This is a genomic window from Kocuria marina, from assembly GCA_014652975.1.
Lineage (GTDB): Bacteria > Actinomycetota > Actinomycetes > Actinomycetales > Micrococcaceae > Kocuria > Kocuria marina.
The window spans coordinates 268,822-285,489 of the sequence record BMZV01000002.1; the positions used below are offsets into that span (position 1 = coordinate 268,822).

Below are 16,668 nucleotides of genomic sequence, written 5' to 3' on the forward strand. Positions count from 1 at the left end.
AAAGGCCGCCCATGTCGGACAAGCTCGTACCCACCCTGTTGACCATCCTGATCGTCGTGGTGCTCTTCGCCCTGATCCGGTGGGGTTGGCGGGGTCGGGTGCGACGCCAGGCGGGCTTGGCCGCGCCGGCCCAGGCGCCCCGGGACCTGCTGCAGCGGGCCACCGCGCGCGTGGACGGGATGTACGTGGTCACCACCTACACCGCCCAACCGCTCGAACGTATCGCGGGGCATGACCTGGGGGTGCGCACGAACGCGGAGGCGATCGTGGCCCCGGACGGCGTGTTCCTCAACCGCCAGGGCGCCCCGGACGTGTTCATTCCACGGGCGGATCTGCGCGCGGTGTCCACCGCGTCCGGGATGGTCGGCAAGTTCGTGGAACGCGACGGACTCGTGGTGCTGACCTGGGACCTCGGGGACACCCGCGTGGACACCGGCTTCCGCGCGCGCACCGGTGAGGGATCCCGACAACTGGAGGACGCGGCGTCGGCCCTGCTGGACGCCTGAGAACCGAATTCCCGGGAGCCCTCACGCTCCCGGCACGCTCAACGAAAGGAGTTCGTCATGAACTCACCACGCATCGAACCGGCCGTCATGGTCCTCGAGGACGGCACGGTGTTCGAGGGCCGCGCCTGGGGTGCCCCCGGGACGGCCTTCGGCGAAGCGGTCTTCGCGACCGGGATGACCGGCTACCAGGAGACCCTGACCGACCCCTCGTACGCGGGGCAGATCGTGATCCAGACCGCCCCGCACATCGGCAACACGGGCGTGAACCTGGACGACATGGAATCCCGCAAGATCTGGGTCAACGGCTTCGTGGTGCGTGACCCCGCCCGCCGGCCCTCCAACTGGCGCAGCGAGCGCAGCCTGGACGAGGAGCTCGCCGAGCAGGGCATCACCGGGATCCAGGGCGTGGACACCCGCGCGCTGACCCGCCACCTGCGCGACAAGGGTGCGATGCGCGCCGGGATCTTCTCCGGCGATCAGGCCGGTGAGCCCGTGGCCCAGCTCGTGCAGCGGGTCTCCGAGCAGCCGGGGATGGCGGGCCGCGCGCTCGCCGAGCACGTGAGCACGGACGAGACCTACGTGGTGGAGCCGCGCGAGCACGGCTGGGACGCCCCGGTGCGCCACGAGGTGGTCGCGGTGGACCTGGGGATCAAGTCCATGACCCCGCAGCGCCTGGCCGAACGCGGGGTACGTGTGCACGTGGTGCCCGCGGACGTGAGCTTTGAGCAGGTCCAGGCGCTGCACCCGGACGGCGTGTTCTTCTCGAACGGCCCGGGGGACCCGGCCACCGCGGACGAGCAGGTGGCCCTGCTGCGCCGCGTGCTGGACGAGGGCATCCCGTTCTTCGGGATCTGCTTCGGTAACCAGCTGCTCGGCCGCGCGCTGGGCTTCGGAACGTACAAGCTCACGTTCGGCCACCGCGGGATCAACCAGCCGGTCATGGACCTCGCCACGGGCACGGTGGAGATCACCTCCCAGAACCACGGCTTCGCGGTGGACGCGCCCGTGGGGGAGCCCGTGACCGCGCCCGAGTCACGCTACGGGCGAGTCAGCGTGTCCCACGTGGGGCTCAACGACGACGTCGTGGAAGGACTGCGCTGCGAGGACATCCCCGCGTTCTCGGTGCAATACCACCCCGAGGCCGCCGCGGGTCCGCACGACTCCGCCTACCTCTTCGACCGCTTTATCGACATGATGGACCGGGCCGGTCAGAGCCCCGATCCGGAAGCAGGAGACAAGTAATGCCCCGCAGGCAAGACCTCAACAGCGTCCTGGTGATCGGCTCCGGTCCCATCGTGATCGGGCAGGCCGCCGAGTTCGACTACTCCGGGACCCAGGCCCTGCGCGTGCTCAAGGATGAGGGGCTGCGCGTGATCCTGGTCAACTCCAACCCGGCCACGATCATGACCGATCCCGAGTTCGCGGACGCCACCTACGTGGAACCCATCACCCCGGAGACGGTCGAGAAGATCATCGCGAAGGAACGTCCCGACGCCGTGCTGCCCACCCTGGGCGGGCAGACCGCGCTGAACACGGCCCTGGCCCTGGACGCCAACGGCGTGCTCGAGAAGTACGACGTCGAGCTGATCGGCGCGGACGTGGACGCGATCAACCTGGGCGAGGACCGCGAGGCCTTCAAGGGCGTCGTCGAACGCTGCGGCGCGGAGTCCGCGCGCTCGATCATCGTGCACTCCATGGACGAGGCGCTCGTCGCCGCCGAGAAGCTCGGTTACCCCATGGTCGTGCGCCCGTCCTTCACGATGGGCGGATTGGGCTCGGGTCTCGCGTACGACGAGACCGATCTGCACCGCATCGCCGGCGCCGGGATCCAGTACTCACCCACCTCGGAGGTGCTCCTCGAGGAGTCCATCCTGGGGTGGAAGGAGTACGAGCTCGAGATGATGCGCGACGCCAACGACAACGTGGTGGTCGTGTGCTCGATCGAGAACGTGGACCCGGTGGGCGTGCACACGGGCGATTCGATCACTGTGGCCCCGGCCCTGACCCTGACCGACCGCGAGTACCAGCGCATGCGTGACATCGCGATCGCCGTGATCCGTGAAGTGGGCGTGGACACAGGCGGGTGCAACATCCAGTTCGCGGTGGAACCCGCAACCGGGCGGATCGTGGTCATCGAGATGAACCCGCGCGTCTCCCGTTCCTCGGCGCTCGCGTCCAAGGCCACGGGCTTCCCGATCGCCAAGATCGCGACCAAGCTGTCCCTGGGGTACACGCTCGACGAGATCCCCAACGACATCACGCAGAAGACCCCCGCGAGCTTCGAGCCCACCCTGGACTACGTGGTCGTGAAGGTCCCGCGCTTCGCGTTCGAGAAGTTCCCGGCCGCGGACCCCACGCTGACTACGACCATGAAGTCGGTGGGTGAGGCCATGGCGATCGGGCGCAACTTCACCGAGGCGCTGCAGAAGGCCATGCGCTCGCTCGAGCAGAAGGCTTCGTCCTTCAGCTTCGCCCGCCCGGCCGTGGAGCCCGGGCCCAACACGGTGGCCCGGCTCGTGGAGACGTGCCGCGAGACCACCACCCACCGGTTGCGCAACGTGCAGCAGGCCCTTCTCGCGGGTGCGAGCGTGGAACAGGTCTTCGAGGCCACGGCGATCGACCCGTGGTTCCTGGACCAGATCCAGTTGCTCAACGAGACCGCGGACCTGGTGCGCGCGGACCCGGACCTGCGCCCGGTCACGCTGCGGGAGGCCAAGCGCCACGGCTTCTCCGATGCCCAGATCGGTGAGCTGGTCCACCTCGAGGAATCGGTGGTGCGCGGGGTGCGCCACGCGCTGGACATCCGCCCCGTCTACAAGACCGTGGACACGTGCGCCGCCGAGTTCGAGGCGTTCACCCCGTACCACTACTCGAGCTACGACCGCGAAACGGAGGTGGCCCCGCACGAGAAGCCTTCGGTCATGATCCTGGGTTCCGGGCCCAACCGGATCGGGCAGGGGATCGAATTCGACTACTCGTGCGTGCACGCGTCCATGGTGTTGCGCGAGGCCGGGTACGAGACCGTGATGCTCAACTGCAACCCGGAGACCGTTTCGACCGACTACGACATCTCCACGAGGCTGTACTTCGAACCGCTCACGTTCGAGGACGTCATGGAGGTCGTGGAGGCCGAGCGCCGCTCGGGTGGGCTGCTCGGTGTCTTCGTGCAGCTCGGCGGGCAGACCCCGCTCAAGCTCGCGGCTGACCTCAAGGCCGCGGGCGTGCCGATCCTCGGGACGACCCCCGAGGCGATCGACCTGGCCGAGGACCGCGGGGAGTTCGCGCGCGTGCTCACTGAGGCGGGGTTGCGCCAGCCCAAGAACGGCACGGCCCACACCTTCGAGCAGGCCAGCCGGATCGCCCACGAGATCGGCTACCCCGTGCTGGTGCGCCCGTCCTACGTGCTCGGGGGGCGCGGGATGGAGATCGTCTACGACGAGGCGTCCCTGAAGTCCTACCTCGAGAACGCGACCGAGGTCAGCCCGAGCCGCCCGGCCCTGATCGACAAGTTCCTCGAGGACGCGATCGAGATCGACGTGGACGCGCTCTACGACGGCAAGGACTGCTACGTGGGCGGGATCATGGAGCACATCGAGGAGGCCGGGATCCACTCCGGTGACTCCGCGTGCGTGCTGCCCCCCATCACCCTGGGCCCGGACGTGATCTCCCGCGTGCGCGAGGCCACCGAAGCCATTGCGCGCGGCGTGGGCGTGAAGGGTCTGATCAACCTGCAGTTCGCTCTCGCCTCAGATGTGCTCTACGTGATCGAGGCCAACCCGCGGGCCTCGCGCACGGTGCCGTTCGTGTCCAAGGCCACGGGCGTGCAGATGGCCAAGGCCGCCGCGCTGATCGGTACCGGGCGCACCGTGGCCGAGCTGCGCGAGCAGGGGATGCTCCCCGCGGACTACGACGGCACGACCCTGCCCGAGCAGACCCCCACCGCGGTCAAGGAGGTCGTGCTGCCGTTCGCGCGCTTCCGCACCCCGGAGGGCACCGTGGTGGACTCCCTGCTGGGCCCCGAGATGCGCTCCACGGGTGAGGTCATGGGCATCGACCGCTACTTCGACACCGCGTTCGCCAAGGCGCAGGCCGCCGCGGGCGGGCCGCTGCCCACGTCCGGGCGGTTGTTCGTCTCGGTGGCCAACAAGGACAAGCGCTCCGCGGTGATCCCCGTGAAGATGTTCGCGGACCTGGGCTTCGAGATCGTCTCCACGGGCGGCACGGCCCAGGTGCTGCGGCGCAACGGCATCGAGTCCACGGTCGTGGCCAAGATCGCCGACGCCGACGACGGGTCCCCCTCGGTCGCGGACCTGATCACGGACGGGAAGATCGACCTGATCTTCAACACGCCCTCCGGCGGTCAGCAGGCCCGCGGCGACGGGTACCAGATCCGTGCGGCGGCCACGTCCGTGGGCGTGCCCACCATGACGACGGTCTCGGAGCTCGGTGCGGCGCTGCAGGCGATCACCGCGCAGCGGCAGTACTCGTGGTCCGTGACGTCCCTGCAGGAGCACGAGCAGAAGCTGCGGGAGCAGGTCGCCGCGGGGGACACCCGTGGCTGAGTTCGCGCGCGTTCCCTTCGGGGCCCGCCTCGAACGGGCGATGACCGTTGCGGGTCCATTGTGCGTGGGCATCGACCCCCACCCGTCCCTGTTGGACGCGTGGGGGCTGCCCGCCACGGCGAACGGCCTCGAACGCTTCGCGCTGGGCGTCCTGGAGGCCGCGGCGGAGCGGTGTGCGGCCGTGAAACCGCAGGTCGCCCTGTTCGAGGCGTACGGTTCCGCGGGCTTCGCGGTGCTCGAGCGCGTCCTGCGGGAGTCCCGCGCGGCCGGGCTGCTGAGCATCGCGGACGCCAAGCGCGGGGACATCGGTTCCACCATGGCGGCCTACGCGAGCGCGTGGCTCTCCGACGACTCGCCCCTCGCGGCCGACGCCGTGACGCTGAGTCCCTACCTCGGCTTCGAGTCCCTGCGCCCGGCACTGGACCTCGCGCGTGAGACCGGGCGCGGGACGTTCGTGCTCGCGCTGACCTCCAACCCGGAGGGCGCGTCCGTCCAGCACGTGGGCGGCACCGGGTCCGTGGCCGGGTCCGTCCTGGCCGCGATCGCCCGGGAGAACGCGACGGCGCAGCCCCGGCCGGGCACGGCGTCGTCGTCCCCGGACGGTTCGACGGCGCCGTCGGACGGCGCCACCGCGGCGGCCGTTCGCGGCGTCACCGGCGCCAATACGGGGGCCGGGAACAATCGTGATGAAATCGTGACGTCACCGTCGGTGACCACCCTGGGCTCGTGTGGAGCGGTGATCGGGGCGACCGTGGGGGAGGCCCTGGCGTCCCTGGACATCGATCTGAGCACCCTGAACGGGCCGATCCTGGCCCCCGGTTACGGTGCCCAGGGCGCGGACGCCGCGGCCGTGGCCACGGTGTTTGAGCACGTCAGGCCCACAGTGCTCGCGAACTCCTCGCGAGGTGTGCTGCGTCACGGTCCCGACGTCCCCGCGCTGCGGGACGCCATCGACCGCAGCACCGAGGAACTACGCACGCACCTCCAGCTCTCCTGAGACCCCCGTGAACGCCCCTGGCGGCGGCCCGAAAGGCCACGTCAGGGGGGCGTTCATCGTGTTTACGGCGGCAAACGTGTCCGGTACTTTCAGGGGGACGGCTTGCGTGCGTCCCCCCCCCATCAGGCGCACGGCCGAGCCGCTGTCACACGAGGAGGAGAGCTGGGCATGGCATTGCGGCCACTGACGGACGAAGAGCGCGCACGCGCGCGCGAGAAAGCCACGGCGGCGCGGACCGCGCGGGCGGAGATCAAGAAGGGACTGCGGGACGGGTCGATCACCGCGGCACAAGTGCTGCGCAGGGGCGAGGAGGACGAAGCCGTCAGCCGCCTCAAGGTCACCGAACTGCTCGAGGCCACCCCCGGGATCGGGAAGGTGCGCTCGGCGGCGATCATGAAGCAGATCGGGATCGCACCCACCCGCCGGGTGCGTGGCCTGGGTCAGCACCAGCGCAAGGCGCTCGTGGACTACCTGGACCGCTGAACCCTGGTCCCCGATCCGCACGATCCCGGGCGCAACCACTAGGACCCGCGGTTGATACAGTGACGGGCGAGCTGACCGCTCGCCCGTCACCGTCTTCTCCCGGAGGTATCCGTGCGTCCCACACCCACCGTGACCGTTCTGGCCGGCCCCACGGCCGTGGGCAAAGGAACGGTGTCCACCTATATCCGGGACCACTACCCGCAGGTGTGGTTGTCCGTCTCGGCCACCACGCGTGCGCCGCGGCCCGGCGAGGTGGAGGGCGTGCACTACTTCTTCGTCAGCGACGCCGAGTTCGACGACATGATCGATCGCCACGACCTGCTCGAATGGGCGGTCGTGCACAACCTCAACCGGTACGGCACACCGCGCCACAAAGTGGAGGAAGCGCTCGCGGCCGGGCGCAGCGTCCTGCTCGAGATCGACCTGCAGGGAGCGCGCAGCGTGCGCCAGGCCATGCCGGACGCCCAGTTCGTGTTCCTGGCCCCGCCGAGCTGGGAGGAAATGGTGCACCGGCTCGTGGGCCGGGGCACCGAGACCCCCGAGCAACAGCAGCGTCGGCTGGAAACGGCTAAACTGGAACTCGCGGCGCAACCCGAGTTCGATCACACCGTCGTCAACGACACGGTGGAACGCGCCGCCGCCGAACTCGTGGCCCTCATGGGGTTGCCGAGCGCATCGCACCGTTGAGGCGGTCACCCGCCCCGGATCCGCGCAACCCCCACGGCCAGTAGCACCACCTTTTCCGTCCACCACAGGAGTCATGAAACACGTGAGCACGAACAACGAAGGCATCGTCAACCCGCCCGTCGATCGGTTGCTCGACAAGACGGATTCCAAGTACGGACTCGTGATCTTCGGTGCCCGCCGCGCCCGCCAGATCAACGCGTACTACTCGCAGTTGCACGAGGGTCTGTTCGAGTACGTGGGTCCGCTCGTGGACACCCAGCTCAACGAGAAGCCCCTGTCCATCGCGTTCCGCGAGGTCGACGAGGGCCTGATCGAGGCCGTGCACGTGGACCACGCCGGGTTCACCCCCAACGGCCAGATGGTCAGCGACGAGCCCACCGCCACGGACATGTTCACCGGCGACTTCTTCGCCCAGGGTGAGCAGGACGGCACCGCGGTGTTCTCCGACGGCGTCCAGCTGGGGGAGACCTCCGAGGAGACCCCGGCCACGGACACCGAGGACCCCGCCGAGGGTTCCGCGGAGTCCTCCGAGCAGTGACCGACCCGCACGGCCGCGACGCCCCCGTCCCCTCCCCGCCCCGCGCCCCGTTGCGCGTGGTGTTGGGTGTGGGCGGGGGCATCGCCGCATACAAGGCCGCCCTGCTGTCCCGGTTGTTCTCCGAGGCCGGCCACCACGTGGTGCCCATGCCCACCGAGGCCGCCCTGCAGTTCGTGGGTGCGCCCACGTGGGAGGCCCTCACGGGCGAGCACGTCTCGGGGTCGGTCTTCGACCGGATCGACACGGTCAACCACGTGGCCCAGGGCCAGGCCGCGGACCTCGTGGTGATCGCCCCGGCCACGGCGGACCTCATGGCCCGGGTGGCCCACGGGCACGCGGACGACCTGCTGACCACCACGGTGCTCGCGACCGCCGCGCCCGTGCTGCTGGCCCCGGCCATGCACACCGAGATGTGGCAGAACCCGGCCACGCAGCGCAACGTCGCCCTGTTGCGCGAGCACGGCCACGCGGTCCTCGACCCGGCCAGCGGTCGGCTCACGGGCAAGGACAGCGGCCCGGGCCGGTTACCCGAGCCGCAGGAGATCTTCGACGCCGCGCTCGCCCTCGTGGACCCCGCCTCCAGCTCCGCCCACTCATCGTCCGACGGCGACGACGCTCTGCGCGGACGCCGCGTCCTGGTCACCGCGGGCGGAACGCGCGAAGCCCTGGATCCCGTGCGCTTCTTGGGCAACCGGTCCTCGGGCAAGCAGGGCGTGGCCCTGGCCCGTGCCGCGCGCGACGCGGGCGCACACGTGCACCTGATCGTCGCGCACGTGGAGACCGAGCTGCCGAGCGGCGTCGACATCACGCGCGTGTCCTCGGCGCGTGAGCTGCAGGACGCGACCCTGGCTGCCGCGCGCGAGGCCGACGTCGTGATCATGGCCGCCGCCGTGGCGGACTACCGCCCGGGCACCGTGGGCGAGCACAAGATGAAGAAGTCCGAGGACGGCACGGACCCCGTGATCCGGCTGGTGCGCAACCCGGACATCCTGCGCGCCGTCGTGGCCCAGCGTGCCGAGCGCTCTCTCGAGCAGCTGATCGTGGGCTTCGCCGCCGAGACCGGGGACGCCGAGCACTCGGTGCTCGACTTCGCCCGCGCCAAGCTCGAACGCAAGGGCTGCGACCTGCTCGTGCTCAACGAGGTGGGCACGGACAAGGTCTTCGGTCGCGACGACACCGAGGTCACGGTGCTCTCGGCCCGCTCGGGCGAGGACCGCGGGGCGCGCGGGACCAAGGACGAGGTGGCGAGGTTCGTGGTGCAGCGCCTCGCCGAGGACATCCGCACCGACGGGTAATGTGGTCTCCCGTGAACGAAGCGAGCAAGCACCTGAGAATCTTCACGTCCGAGTCGGTGACCGAGGGGCACCCGGACAAGATCTGTGACCAGATCTCCGACTCGATCCTGGACGCCCTGCTGACCGAGGACCCCAATTCCTCGGTGGCCGTGGAGACCATGGTCACCACGGGCCTCGTGCACGTGGCGGGCGAGGTGAAGACGGACGCGTACGTGGAGATCCCCCACATCGTGCGCAAGACCCTGCTGGACATCGGGTACAACTCCTCCGTGCACGGTTTCGACGGCGAGTTCTGCGGTGTGTCCATCAGTGTGGGCGAGCAGTCCAACGAGATCTACGAGGGTGTGTTCACGTCCCTCGAGGAGCGCACCGGTGCCGCGCGTGACCCCCGGGACGCGCAGGGCGCAGGGGACCAGGGCATCATGTTCGGGTACGCCTCGGACGAGACCGACACGCTCATGCCCGCCCCCATCCTGTTGGCGCACCGGCTGTCCGAGCAGCTCACCCGGGTGCGCAAGACCGCGGTGCTGCCCGGTCTGCGCCCGGACGGCAAGACCCAGGTGACCCTGGGTTACGACGGGCACACCCCCGTCTCCGTGGACACCGTGGTCGTCTCCTCCCAGCACGCGGAGAACTACGACCTGGACCAGCTCACGCGCGATCTCACGACCAGCGTGATCAGCCCCGTCCTGGAGGATTCCGGACTGGACCTGTCCGCGACCAAGATCATCGTCAACCCCGCGGGCAACTTCGTGCGCGGCGGTCCCGTGGGGGACGCCGGGTTGACCGGACGCAAGATCATCGTGGACACCTACGGTGGTATGGCCCGCCACGGCGGCGGCGCGTTCTCCGGCAAGGACCCCTCCAAGGTGGACCGCTCCGCCGCGTACGCGATGCGCTGGGTCGCCAAGAACGTCGTGGCCGCCGGACTGGCCCGCCGTGCGGAGGTCCAGGTGGCCTACGCGATCGGTCAGGCCCGTCCCGTGGGCCTGTATGTAGAGACCTTCGGCACCGAGACCGTGGACCCCGCGCGGATCGAGAAGGCGATCTCCGAGGTGTTCGACCTGCGGCCGTTGGCGATCATCGAGGACCTGGACCTCAAGCGCCCCATCTACGCCAAGACCGCCGCCCACGGTCACTTCGGCCGTCATGACCCCGACTTCACGTGGGAGCGCACGGACCGGGTCCAGGAGTTGCGTTCCGCCGCGGGGCTGTGAGCCCCGGCCCCGCCGGGAGGGAGCCCGTCATGCCGGAGTCTCCCAGGCTGGAGTCGGCGGGCACCGCGCGCCCGGACTCCGCGACTGCGGGTTCCGTCCCCGCGGACCGGGACACCCCCGAGCGGGACACGTCCGGTGAGCAGCTCGCGCTCGCGGGTCTGCCCGGGGCCGCACCCCCGGTCCAGCCGCGTACTTTGCCCCGAAAGGCCCTGGGCTCCGAGGGTCGCGCGGCGCGCGACCCCGTGGCCAAGGTCCTGCTCGAGGCCTACGTCCCGCACCTGGACCGGGTCTTCGACTACCGCGTGACCGCTGCCCTCGACGACCAGGCGGTCGTGGGGTCCAAGGTCTCGGTGGTTTTCGCGGGACGGAAGATGTCCGGGTGGGTCGTGGATCGCGTGGCCCACACGGACGTCCCCGAGGACCGATTGCTGCCCATCCGCCGTGTGCTCACGCCGCTGCCGGTGGCCCGCCCCGAGATCGTCGAGCTCGCGCAGGCCGTGGCCGAACGCTGCGCGGGCACGGTCGCGGACGTCCTGCGGGTCGCGATTGCCCCGCGGGTCGCGCGGGTGGACAAGGAGTTCGCGGCTCCCGAAGCCGCCGAGACGTCCGAGACGGGCGTCGTGAATGCGGACGACGACGCCGCGGTGCCGGCCGACCTATCAGCGGGCCCCGCTTCCGACGGCGCCGCCGATGCGGACCTGACCGCGGCCCCCGAGCCCGGCCGAGCGCCCTCGTCCCGCGGGGAGCCCGCGACGACCGGCTGGCAGCACTACACGGGCGGCCTGGAGTTCGTGGCGTCCGTGGGGCGTGGTGAGCCGGCGCGCGCGGTCGTGGAGGTACTGCCCTCGGCCGAGGACCATGACTGGGCGGGGCTGACCGCGAGCGCCATGGCCACCGCGTACGCCGCTGGTCGTGGGGCTGTGGGCGTGGTCGCGGACCATAAGGCACTGGAGCGGCTCGAACGGGCGCTGTGCGAGCTGGTGGGGGAGGACGCCGTCGTCCGCCTGCACGCCGACGACGGACCCACGCCCCGCTACCGGGGGTTCCTCGAGCTCGCGCTCGGGAAGAAGCGCCTGGCTGTGGGCACGCGCTCGGCCGCGTACGCGCCGGTGCAGGACCTCGCGCTCGTGTGTTGTCATGACGACGGGGACGTGAACTTCGTGGAGCAGCGCGCCCCCTACCAGCACACGCGGGACGTGTTGTTGCTGCGCACCCAGCAACAGGGTATGGCCGCGCTGTTCACGGGGTACGCGGTGAGTCCCGAGGTGCTGCGGCTCGTGGCCACAGGGTGGGCGGCGCGCGTGGCACCAGATCGCGCGGACCTGCGCCGGTTCTCCCCGCGCATCGAAGCGACCTCCGATTCCTACAACACCGCCCTCGACCCGCTCGCGGCGCGCGCCCGGTTGCCGCACGAGGCGTTCCGGGTGGCACGCGAGGCCCTGAAGTCCGGGCCCGTGCTCGTGCAGGTGGCGCGCAAGGGCTATGCTCCCGTGCTCGCCTGCCAGCGGTGCCGTACGCCCGCGCGCTGCCAGGCATGCGACGGGCCCCTCGCGCTGGATTCCGCCCACGCCGTGCCGGTGTGCACGTGGTGCGGGCGTCACGCCCATGACTGGCGGTGCGTGGAGTGTGGGTTCACCCGGGTGCGATTGAGCACCGTGGGGGCGTCCCGGACCGCGGAGGAGCTGGGCCGTTCGTTCCCGCAGGTGCCCGTGATCTCGTCGAGCGAGCGCACCGTGCGGCCCCGGGTGGGGTCCGCCCCGGCGCTCGTGGTGGCGACGCCGGGAGCGGAGCCCGTCGCGGACGGCGGCTACGCCGCCGCGCTGCTGCTGGACGGCAACCGGATGCTTGCCCGGCCGTGGCTGCGTGCGGAGGAGCAGACCCTGCGCCGGTGGTTCAACGCCGCCGCCCTGGTGCGGTCGTCCTCCGACGGGGGCACCGTGGTGGTCACGGCGGACCAGGACCGTGCCGTCTCGGCGCTCGTGCGCTGGGACCCGGCTGGGCACGCAGAGCGAGAGCTGCGGGAGCGCCACGAGCTGGGTCTGCCACCGGCTGTGCGGACAGCGGCGCTGACCGGCCCGCGGGATGCCGTGGACGCCACCCTGCGGGACCTCGCGCTGCCCGAGCGCGTTCGTGTGGTTGGCCCCGCACCGGTGGAGCAGACTCCCGGCAATGGCGCCGACCTTGCTGAGACCGTCACCAATGACGCCGCCACTCTGGACGGTGCCGACACCGCCCGCTCCTGGGAGCGCGGCGGGAACCGGCCCTACCGTGCGCTGCTGTTCTTCGGCTTCGGGATCGCGCCGCGGGTCACCGGTGCCCTGCGGGCGGAGAAGGCACGCGCCTCCGCGCTGCGCGAACACGCGCCGGTCACGGTGCGCTGCGACGTCGCCGACCTGCTGTAGGGCGCGTCACAGCCGTCGTCGACGGACCCTGACGTGCCGCGGATCGCGAGGCGGGACCCGGACCGCATGCGTGCACCAGGACTGGCTGACCTGCTCAGTCAAATGTGTCGAATTGTTAATCCTCTTGCACGGGGTGGACGTGGCAGTCCTACGGTGGAGGGCACGTTCACGCGGGGTGGCACCGCGCACCGGGGCAAAGAGTCCCGGCGTGCGCGCGAGTCATCACCGCAGACCCGTTCCCGAAAGGATCCGCATGTCGCTGCAGCTCATTGAAATTGTTCCCGCCGTGGCCGAGAAGGAGGCCGTGCGCTCGATCATCGATGCGACGTCGAGCGCGGTCACGCAGGCCTCTGCCGAACTCATCGAGTCCCAGGTGACGGCGGACCACGCTCGCGTGTTCGTCGTCGTGGAGACGCAGCAGGACACGCCCGAGGGTCTTGCGCAGACCGTGCGCACGGCGCTGGGGGATTCCGTCACCGAGGTCACCGGCCCGGACGAGGTGCGCCTGGTGGGCGCGGAGCTCGAGGACATCAAGAAGCTCCGTGGCCAGACCGACTACCTCGTGGAGTGGGACATCCCCGCCGAGATCACCATGGACCAGTACCTCACCCGCAAGAAGGCGAACTCGCCCAAGTACGCCGAGGTTCCCGAGGTGTCGTTCCTGCGCACCTACGTCCGCGAGGACACCGCCAAGTGCCTGTGCTTCTACAACGCTCCGGACGAGGACGCCGTGGTGCGCGCCCGCGCGGCTGTGGACACCCCCTTCGACCGGATGTTCAAGCTCGAGGTCTGAGTCCCGCGTCCACCCGTCACCACCACCGGGTGCCGCAGCCCACCACGGGCCGCGGCGCCCGGCGCACGCCTCGTCAGAACGGAACCCATGTCCCAGCCCAGTGCTTCGGCAACCTTCGAGACTGCCTCCGACCAGGAGCTCCTGGCCCCACTGACCGACTACCCGGAACACGGCCTGGTCCGGGCACGCGCGGCCGAGCGTGCCAGGGCCACCGACGAGGCGGACACCACCCCGTTCGAGACCCTGCGCGAGCTCGGGCAGCGGGGCCTGCTGGACCTGGGTCTCGGGGGCGGGGACCTGCGTGGACAGGCAGCCGTCGTCTTCGACCTCGCGGCCGAGTGCACGGCCACGGCGTTCTCACTGTGGGGCCACCGCTCCGGCCTCGAGTACCTCGACGCGGTGGGGGCGCCCGTCGCGTCTGAGCTGCGCACCGGTGACGTGCCGCTGTGCTCCGCCATGGCACCGGCGTTCAAGGCCGCGGCAGGTATCGGTGAGATCCCCGTGACGCTCACCCGCCGGGGGGACCACCTGGTGCTCGACGGCACCGTGCCGTGGGCCTCGAACCTGTACCCGGACGCCGTCGTGATCCTGCCGGTCGTCCGGGAGGACGGACGCCCCGCGATCGTCCGCACCCGGGTGGCGGCCCGCGGGGTCAGCGTGCGGCCGCTGGAGAACCTCATGGCGCTCAACGCCACGGCGTCCGGCATCCTGCGCCTGGAGGGTGTGGAGATCGACGCGGAGCAGGACGTCCTCACCGAGGACGTCCCCGGGTTCCTGGCCACGGTCCGCGGACCGTTCCTGCTGCTGCAGACCTCGTTCTGCCTCGGTCTCTCCGCGGCGGCGCTGACGAGCGCGCGGGAGAACCTGGGCGGCGTCGGCGAGATGTTCCGCGAGGACCTGGACGACGCCGTGGCGGAGCAGCAGCGCCTGCGCGCGGACCTCGTGCGCCTGGCACGGGAACCGCGTGCCGCCGCACCCCGCGAGCTCCTGCAGTTGCGCCTCGACGCAGCCCTGCTCACCGGCGAGGCCACCCGCCTGGAGGCGAAGATCGTGGGCGGCCGTGGCTACGCGCTGTCCTCGCCCACGGCGCGCCGCGCACGGGAAGCAGCGTTTCTGCCCGTCCAGTCGCCCACGGAAGGCCACCTGCGGTGGGAACTGCGCAGGATCGGGTGAGGCCCGGGCACGGGCGCGACGGCACCGCGGTGACCACGGACCCGGGCACGGCGCTGCGGGTGCTCGGTGTCAGCAAAACCTACCCGGGGGCCTCCGACCCCGCCCTCGACGGCGTGGACCTCACCCTGCACCGGGGCGAGACCCTCGCCGTGCTGGGCCCCAGCGGTTCCGGGAAGTCCACCCTGCTGCGTGCCATCGCCGGGCTCGAGACCCTCGACGGAGGCAGCATCGAGTTCTCGGACCCTGACGCCCGCCTTGCCGTGGTCTTCCAGACCCCGGCACTGTTCCCCTGGCTGTCCGTGCGGCGCAACATCGCCCTCGGCGGCAGGTACCGGCGCAACCGCGACCGCTTCGACGACGAGCACGTGGGCGAGCTGCTCGAGATCCTCGGCCTCTCCCACCTCGCCCACACCCCCGTGCAGAAGCTCTCCGGCGGCCAGGCCCAGCGGGTCTCCGTGGGCAGGGCGCTCGCCGTGCGCCCGGACGTGCTGCTGCTCGACGAACCCTTCAGCGCGCTGGACCCCGCCACCCGCGGGGACCTGCAGCAGTGGCTGCGGCAGCTGACCACTGACCTCGGGCTGACGGTCTTCCTGGTCACGCACGACGTCGCCGAGGCCATGGCGCTGGGGGACCGCATCGGCTTCTTCGCCGGACCGCGCGGTTTTCGGCGGCAGTGGGTTCCGTCCCAGGACGGCACCACGGCCGGACAGATTCTCGCGACGTACCGCGGCACGGACGACGAGGCGGGAACCTGGGAGATATGAGCGGGTCTCTCACCACACGGCGGACCGTCCTGCGCGCCGGGACCGCGGCGGTGGCACTGACGGGTGCGGCGTGGGGCGCCGGTTCCCTCTACACGGGAACCCGCATCGGCAGCGGTGGTGACGGCGGCTCACGGCCCGTGCGCATCGGGTACCTGCCGATCACTGATGCCGCGCCCCTGCTGGTGGCCCACGCCAACGGCTACTACGACGACGCCGGGGTGGCTGTCGCGCGGCCCGTCCTGTTCCGCAGCTGGTCCTCGCTGTCCGAGGCCTTCGTGGCGGGCAAGGTGGAGGCCATCCACATGCTCATGCCCATGGCCCTGTACATGCGCTACGAGCTGCAGGCGGACGTGAGGATCACGGCGTGGAACCACACGAACGGCTCTTCGCTCACTGTGCACCCGGAGATCACGGACCTGGCGGGGCTTGCCGGCCGCACCGTGGCGATTCCCGCGTGGTGGTCCATCCACAACGTGGTGGTGCAGAAGATGCTCCGCGCCGAGGGGCTGACACCCGTGATGCGTGAGAGCCCGTCCACGAGCGCCCGGACCGTGGCGCTGGTCCCGATGGCCCCCTCGGACATGCTGCCCGCACTGAACAACGGGGTGATCGGCGGGTACGTGGTCGCGGACCCGTTCAACGCGGCCGCGGAGGCGAAGCACGTGGGCACGATCCACCGGTTCCTGGGGGACGTGTGGCGGGACCACGCCTGCTGCGTGACCATGCTGCGCGGGGAGCTGCTGAGGGATCGTCCCGAGCAGGCGGCGGGTTTCATGGACGCGCTGGTCCGCGCGCAGGCGTGGGCGCGGACAAACCGCCCCGAGACCGCGGCGGTGTTGGCCTCCGGCTACCTCCCGCAGCCGAAGCCCGTGATCCAGCGGGCCCTGACCTACACCGCGGCCGCGCACGCCGACGCGCTGCACCACCCTGACTGGCACGGCGAGTCCCTGGACTTCCGGCCCTACCCGTACCCGAGTTTCACGCAGGAGCTGGTGCGCGCGATGCAGGACACGGTGGTGGATGCCCCCGCCGGGTTCCTCACCGGGCTCGATCCTGCCACCGCGCACCGCGAGCTGGTGGACGACGCATTGGTGACCCGGAGCATCGCAAGGGCAGGCGGCTGGGGTGCGTTCGGGATGCACGGCACCACACGCACCGAGGAGATCCAGGCATGAGTCCCACATCCCGCAGCACGCCCAAGAGCACGGGCACGGATCTCGCCGCCGCACCGTCAGCGGGTGGCACCGGCTC

14 protein-coding genes are annotated in these 16,668 nt (G+C 70.8%); all 14 read left to right on the top strand.

All coding sequences use genetic code 11. The features are described from left to right. Window positions 1–11: 11 nt before the first annotated feature. Window positions 12–506 (top strand): PH-like domain-containing protein, encoded by a 495-nt coding sequence (locus IE157_RS06370; protein WP_064845878.1) that lies wholly within the window; start codon window positions 12–14, stop codon window positions 504–506. Window positions 507–563: 57 nt separating this feature from the next. Continuing rightward, window positions 564–1,748 carry a glutamine-hydrolyzing carbamoyl-phosphate synthase small subunit gene (gene carA, locus IE157_RS06375; protein ID WP_193519467.1) on the top strand — a complete coding sequence of 395 codons (1,185 nt, stop codon included), beginning with the start codon at window positions 564–566 and terminating at the stop codon, window positions 1,746–1,748. Continuing rightward, the gene (gene carB, locus IE157_RS06380; RefSeq protein WP_193519468.1) at window positions 1,748–5,068 is read left to right on the top strand and encodes a carbamoyl-phosphate synthase large subunit; all 3,321 of its coding nucleotides are present in this window, start codon (window positions 1,748–1,750) and stop codon (window positions 5,066–5,068) included. The genes carA and carB overlap by 1 nt, the downstream gene beginning before the upstream one ends. A gap of 40 nt (window positions 5,069–5,108) precedes the next feature. Continuing rightward, complete coding sequence (gene pyrF, locus IE157_RS06385; protein WP_404820613.1) at window positions 5,109–6,065, top strand: orotidine-5'-phosphate decarboxylase; 957 nt, start codon at window positions 5,109–5,111, stop codon at window positions 6,063–6,065. 168 nt (window positions 6,066–6,233) lie between these two features. Further along, window positions 6,234–6,548 (top strand): integration host factor, actinobacterial type, encoded by a 315-nt coding sequence (gene mihF / locus IE157_RS06390; protein WP_193519470.1) that lies wholly within the window; start codon window positions 6,234–6,236, stop codon window positions 6,546–6,548. Window positions 6,549–6,659: 111 nt separating this feature from the next. Continuing rightward, entirely contained in the window at window positions 6,660–7,235 is a 576-nt protein-coding gene (gmk, locus tag IE157_RS06395) for a guanylate kinase (RefSeq protein ID WP_131332973.1), read from the top strand. 73 nt (window positions 7,236–7,308) lie between these two features. After that, window positions 7,309–7,773, top strand: coding sequence for a DNA-directed RNA polymerase subunit omega (gene rpoZ / locus IE157_RS06400; RefSeq protein WP_131332972.1), 465 nt, complete (start codon window positions 7,309–7,311; stop codon window positions 7,771–7,773). Beyond that, entirely contained in the window at window positions 7,770–9,068 is a 1,299-nt protein-coding gene (gene coaBC, locus IE157_RS06405) for a bifunctional phosphopantothenoylcysteine decarboxylase/phosphopantothenate--cysteine ligase CoaBC (protein ID WP_318281355.1), read from the top strand. The genes rpoZ and coaBC overlap by 4 nt, the downstream gene beginning before the upstream one ends. An 11-nt stretch (window positions 9,069–9,079) precedes the next feature. Continuing rightward, window positions 9,080–10,285, top strand: coding sequence for a methionine adenosyltransferase (gene metK, locus IE157_RS06410; RefSeq protein WP_143470041.1), 1,206 nt, complete (start codon window positions 9,080–9,082; stop codon window positions 10,283–10,285). Window positions 10,286–10,314: 29 nt separating this feature from the next. After that, window positions 10,315–12,687 (top strand): primosomal protein N' family DNA-binding protein, encoded by a 2,373-nt coding sequence (locus IE157_RS06415; protein ID WP_305142840.1) that lies wholly within the window; start codon window positions 10,315–10,317, stop codon window positions 12,685–12,687. 253 nt (window positions 12,688–12,940) lie between these two features. Further along, the gene (locus IE157_RS06420; protein ID WP_098053472.1) at window positions 12,941–13,480 is read left to right on the top strand and encodes a DUF4242 domain-containing protein; all 540 of its coding nucleotides are present in this window, start codon (window positions 12,941–12,943) and stop codon (window positions 13,478–13,480) included. 87 nt (window positions 13,481–13,567) lie between these two features. Beyond that, a complete protein-coding gene (locus IE157_RS06425; protein ID WP_193519471.1) occupies window positions 13,568–14,653 on the top strand; it encodes an acyl-CoA dehydrogenase family protein in 1,086 nt (361 codons plus the stop codon). Continuing rightward, window positions 14,650–15,417 carry an ABC transporter ATP-binding protein gene (locus tag IE157_RS06430; protein ID WP_318281356.1) on the top strand — a complete coding sequence of 256 codons (768 nt, stop codon included), beginning with the start codon at window positions 14,650–14,652 and terminating at the stop codon, window positions 15,415–15,417. Before IE157_RS06425 ends, IE157_RS06430 begins: the two co-directional genes overlap by 4 nt. Then, a complete protein-coding gene (locus IE157_RS06435; RefSeq protein ID WP_098053471.1) occupies window positions 15,414–16,592 on the top strand; it encodes an ABC transporter substrate-binding protein in 1,179 nt (392 codons plus the stop codon). Before IE157_RS06430 ends, IE157_RS06435 begins: the two co-directional genes overlap by 4 nt. Window positions 16,593–16,668 lie beyond the last annotated feature (76 nt).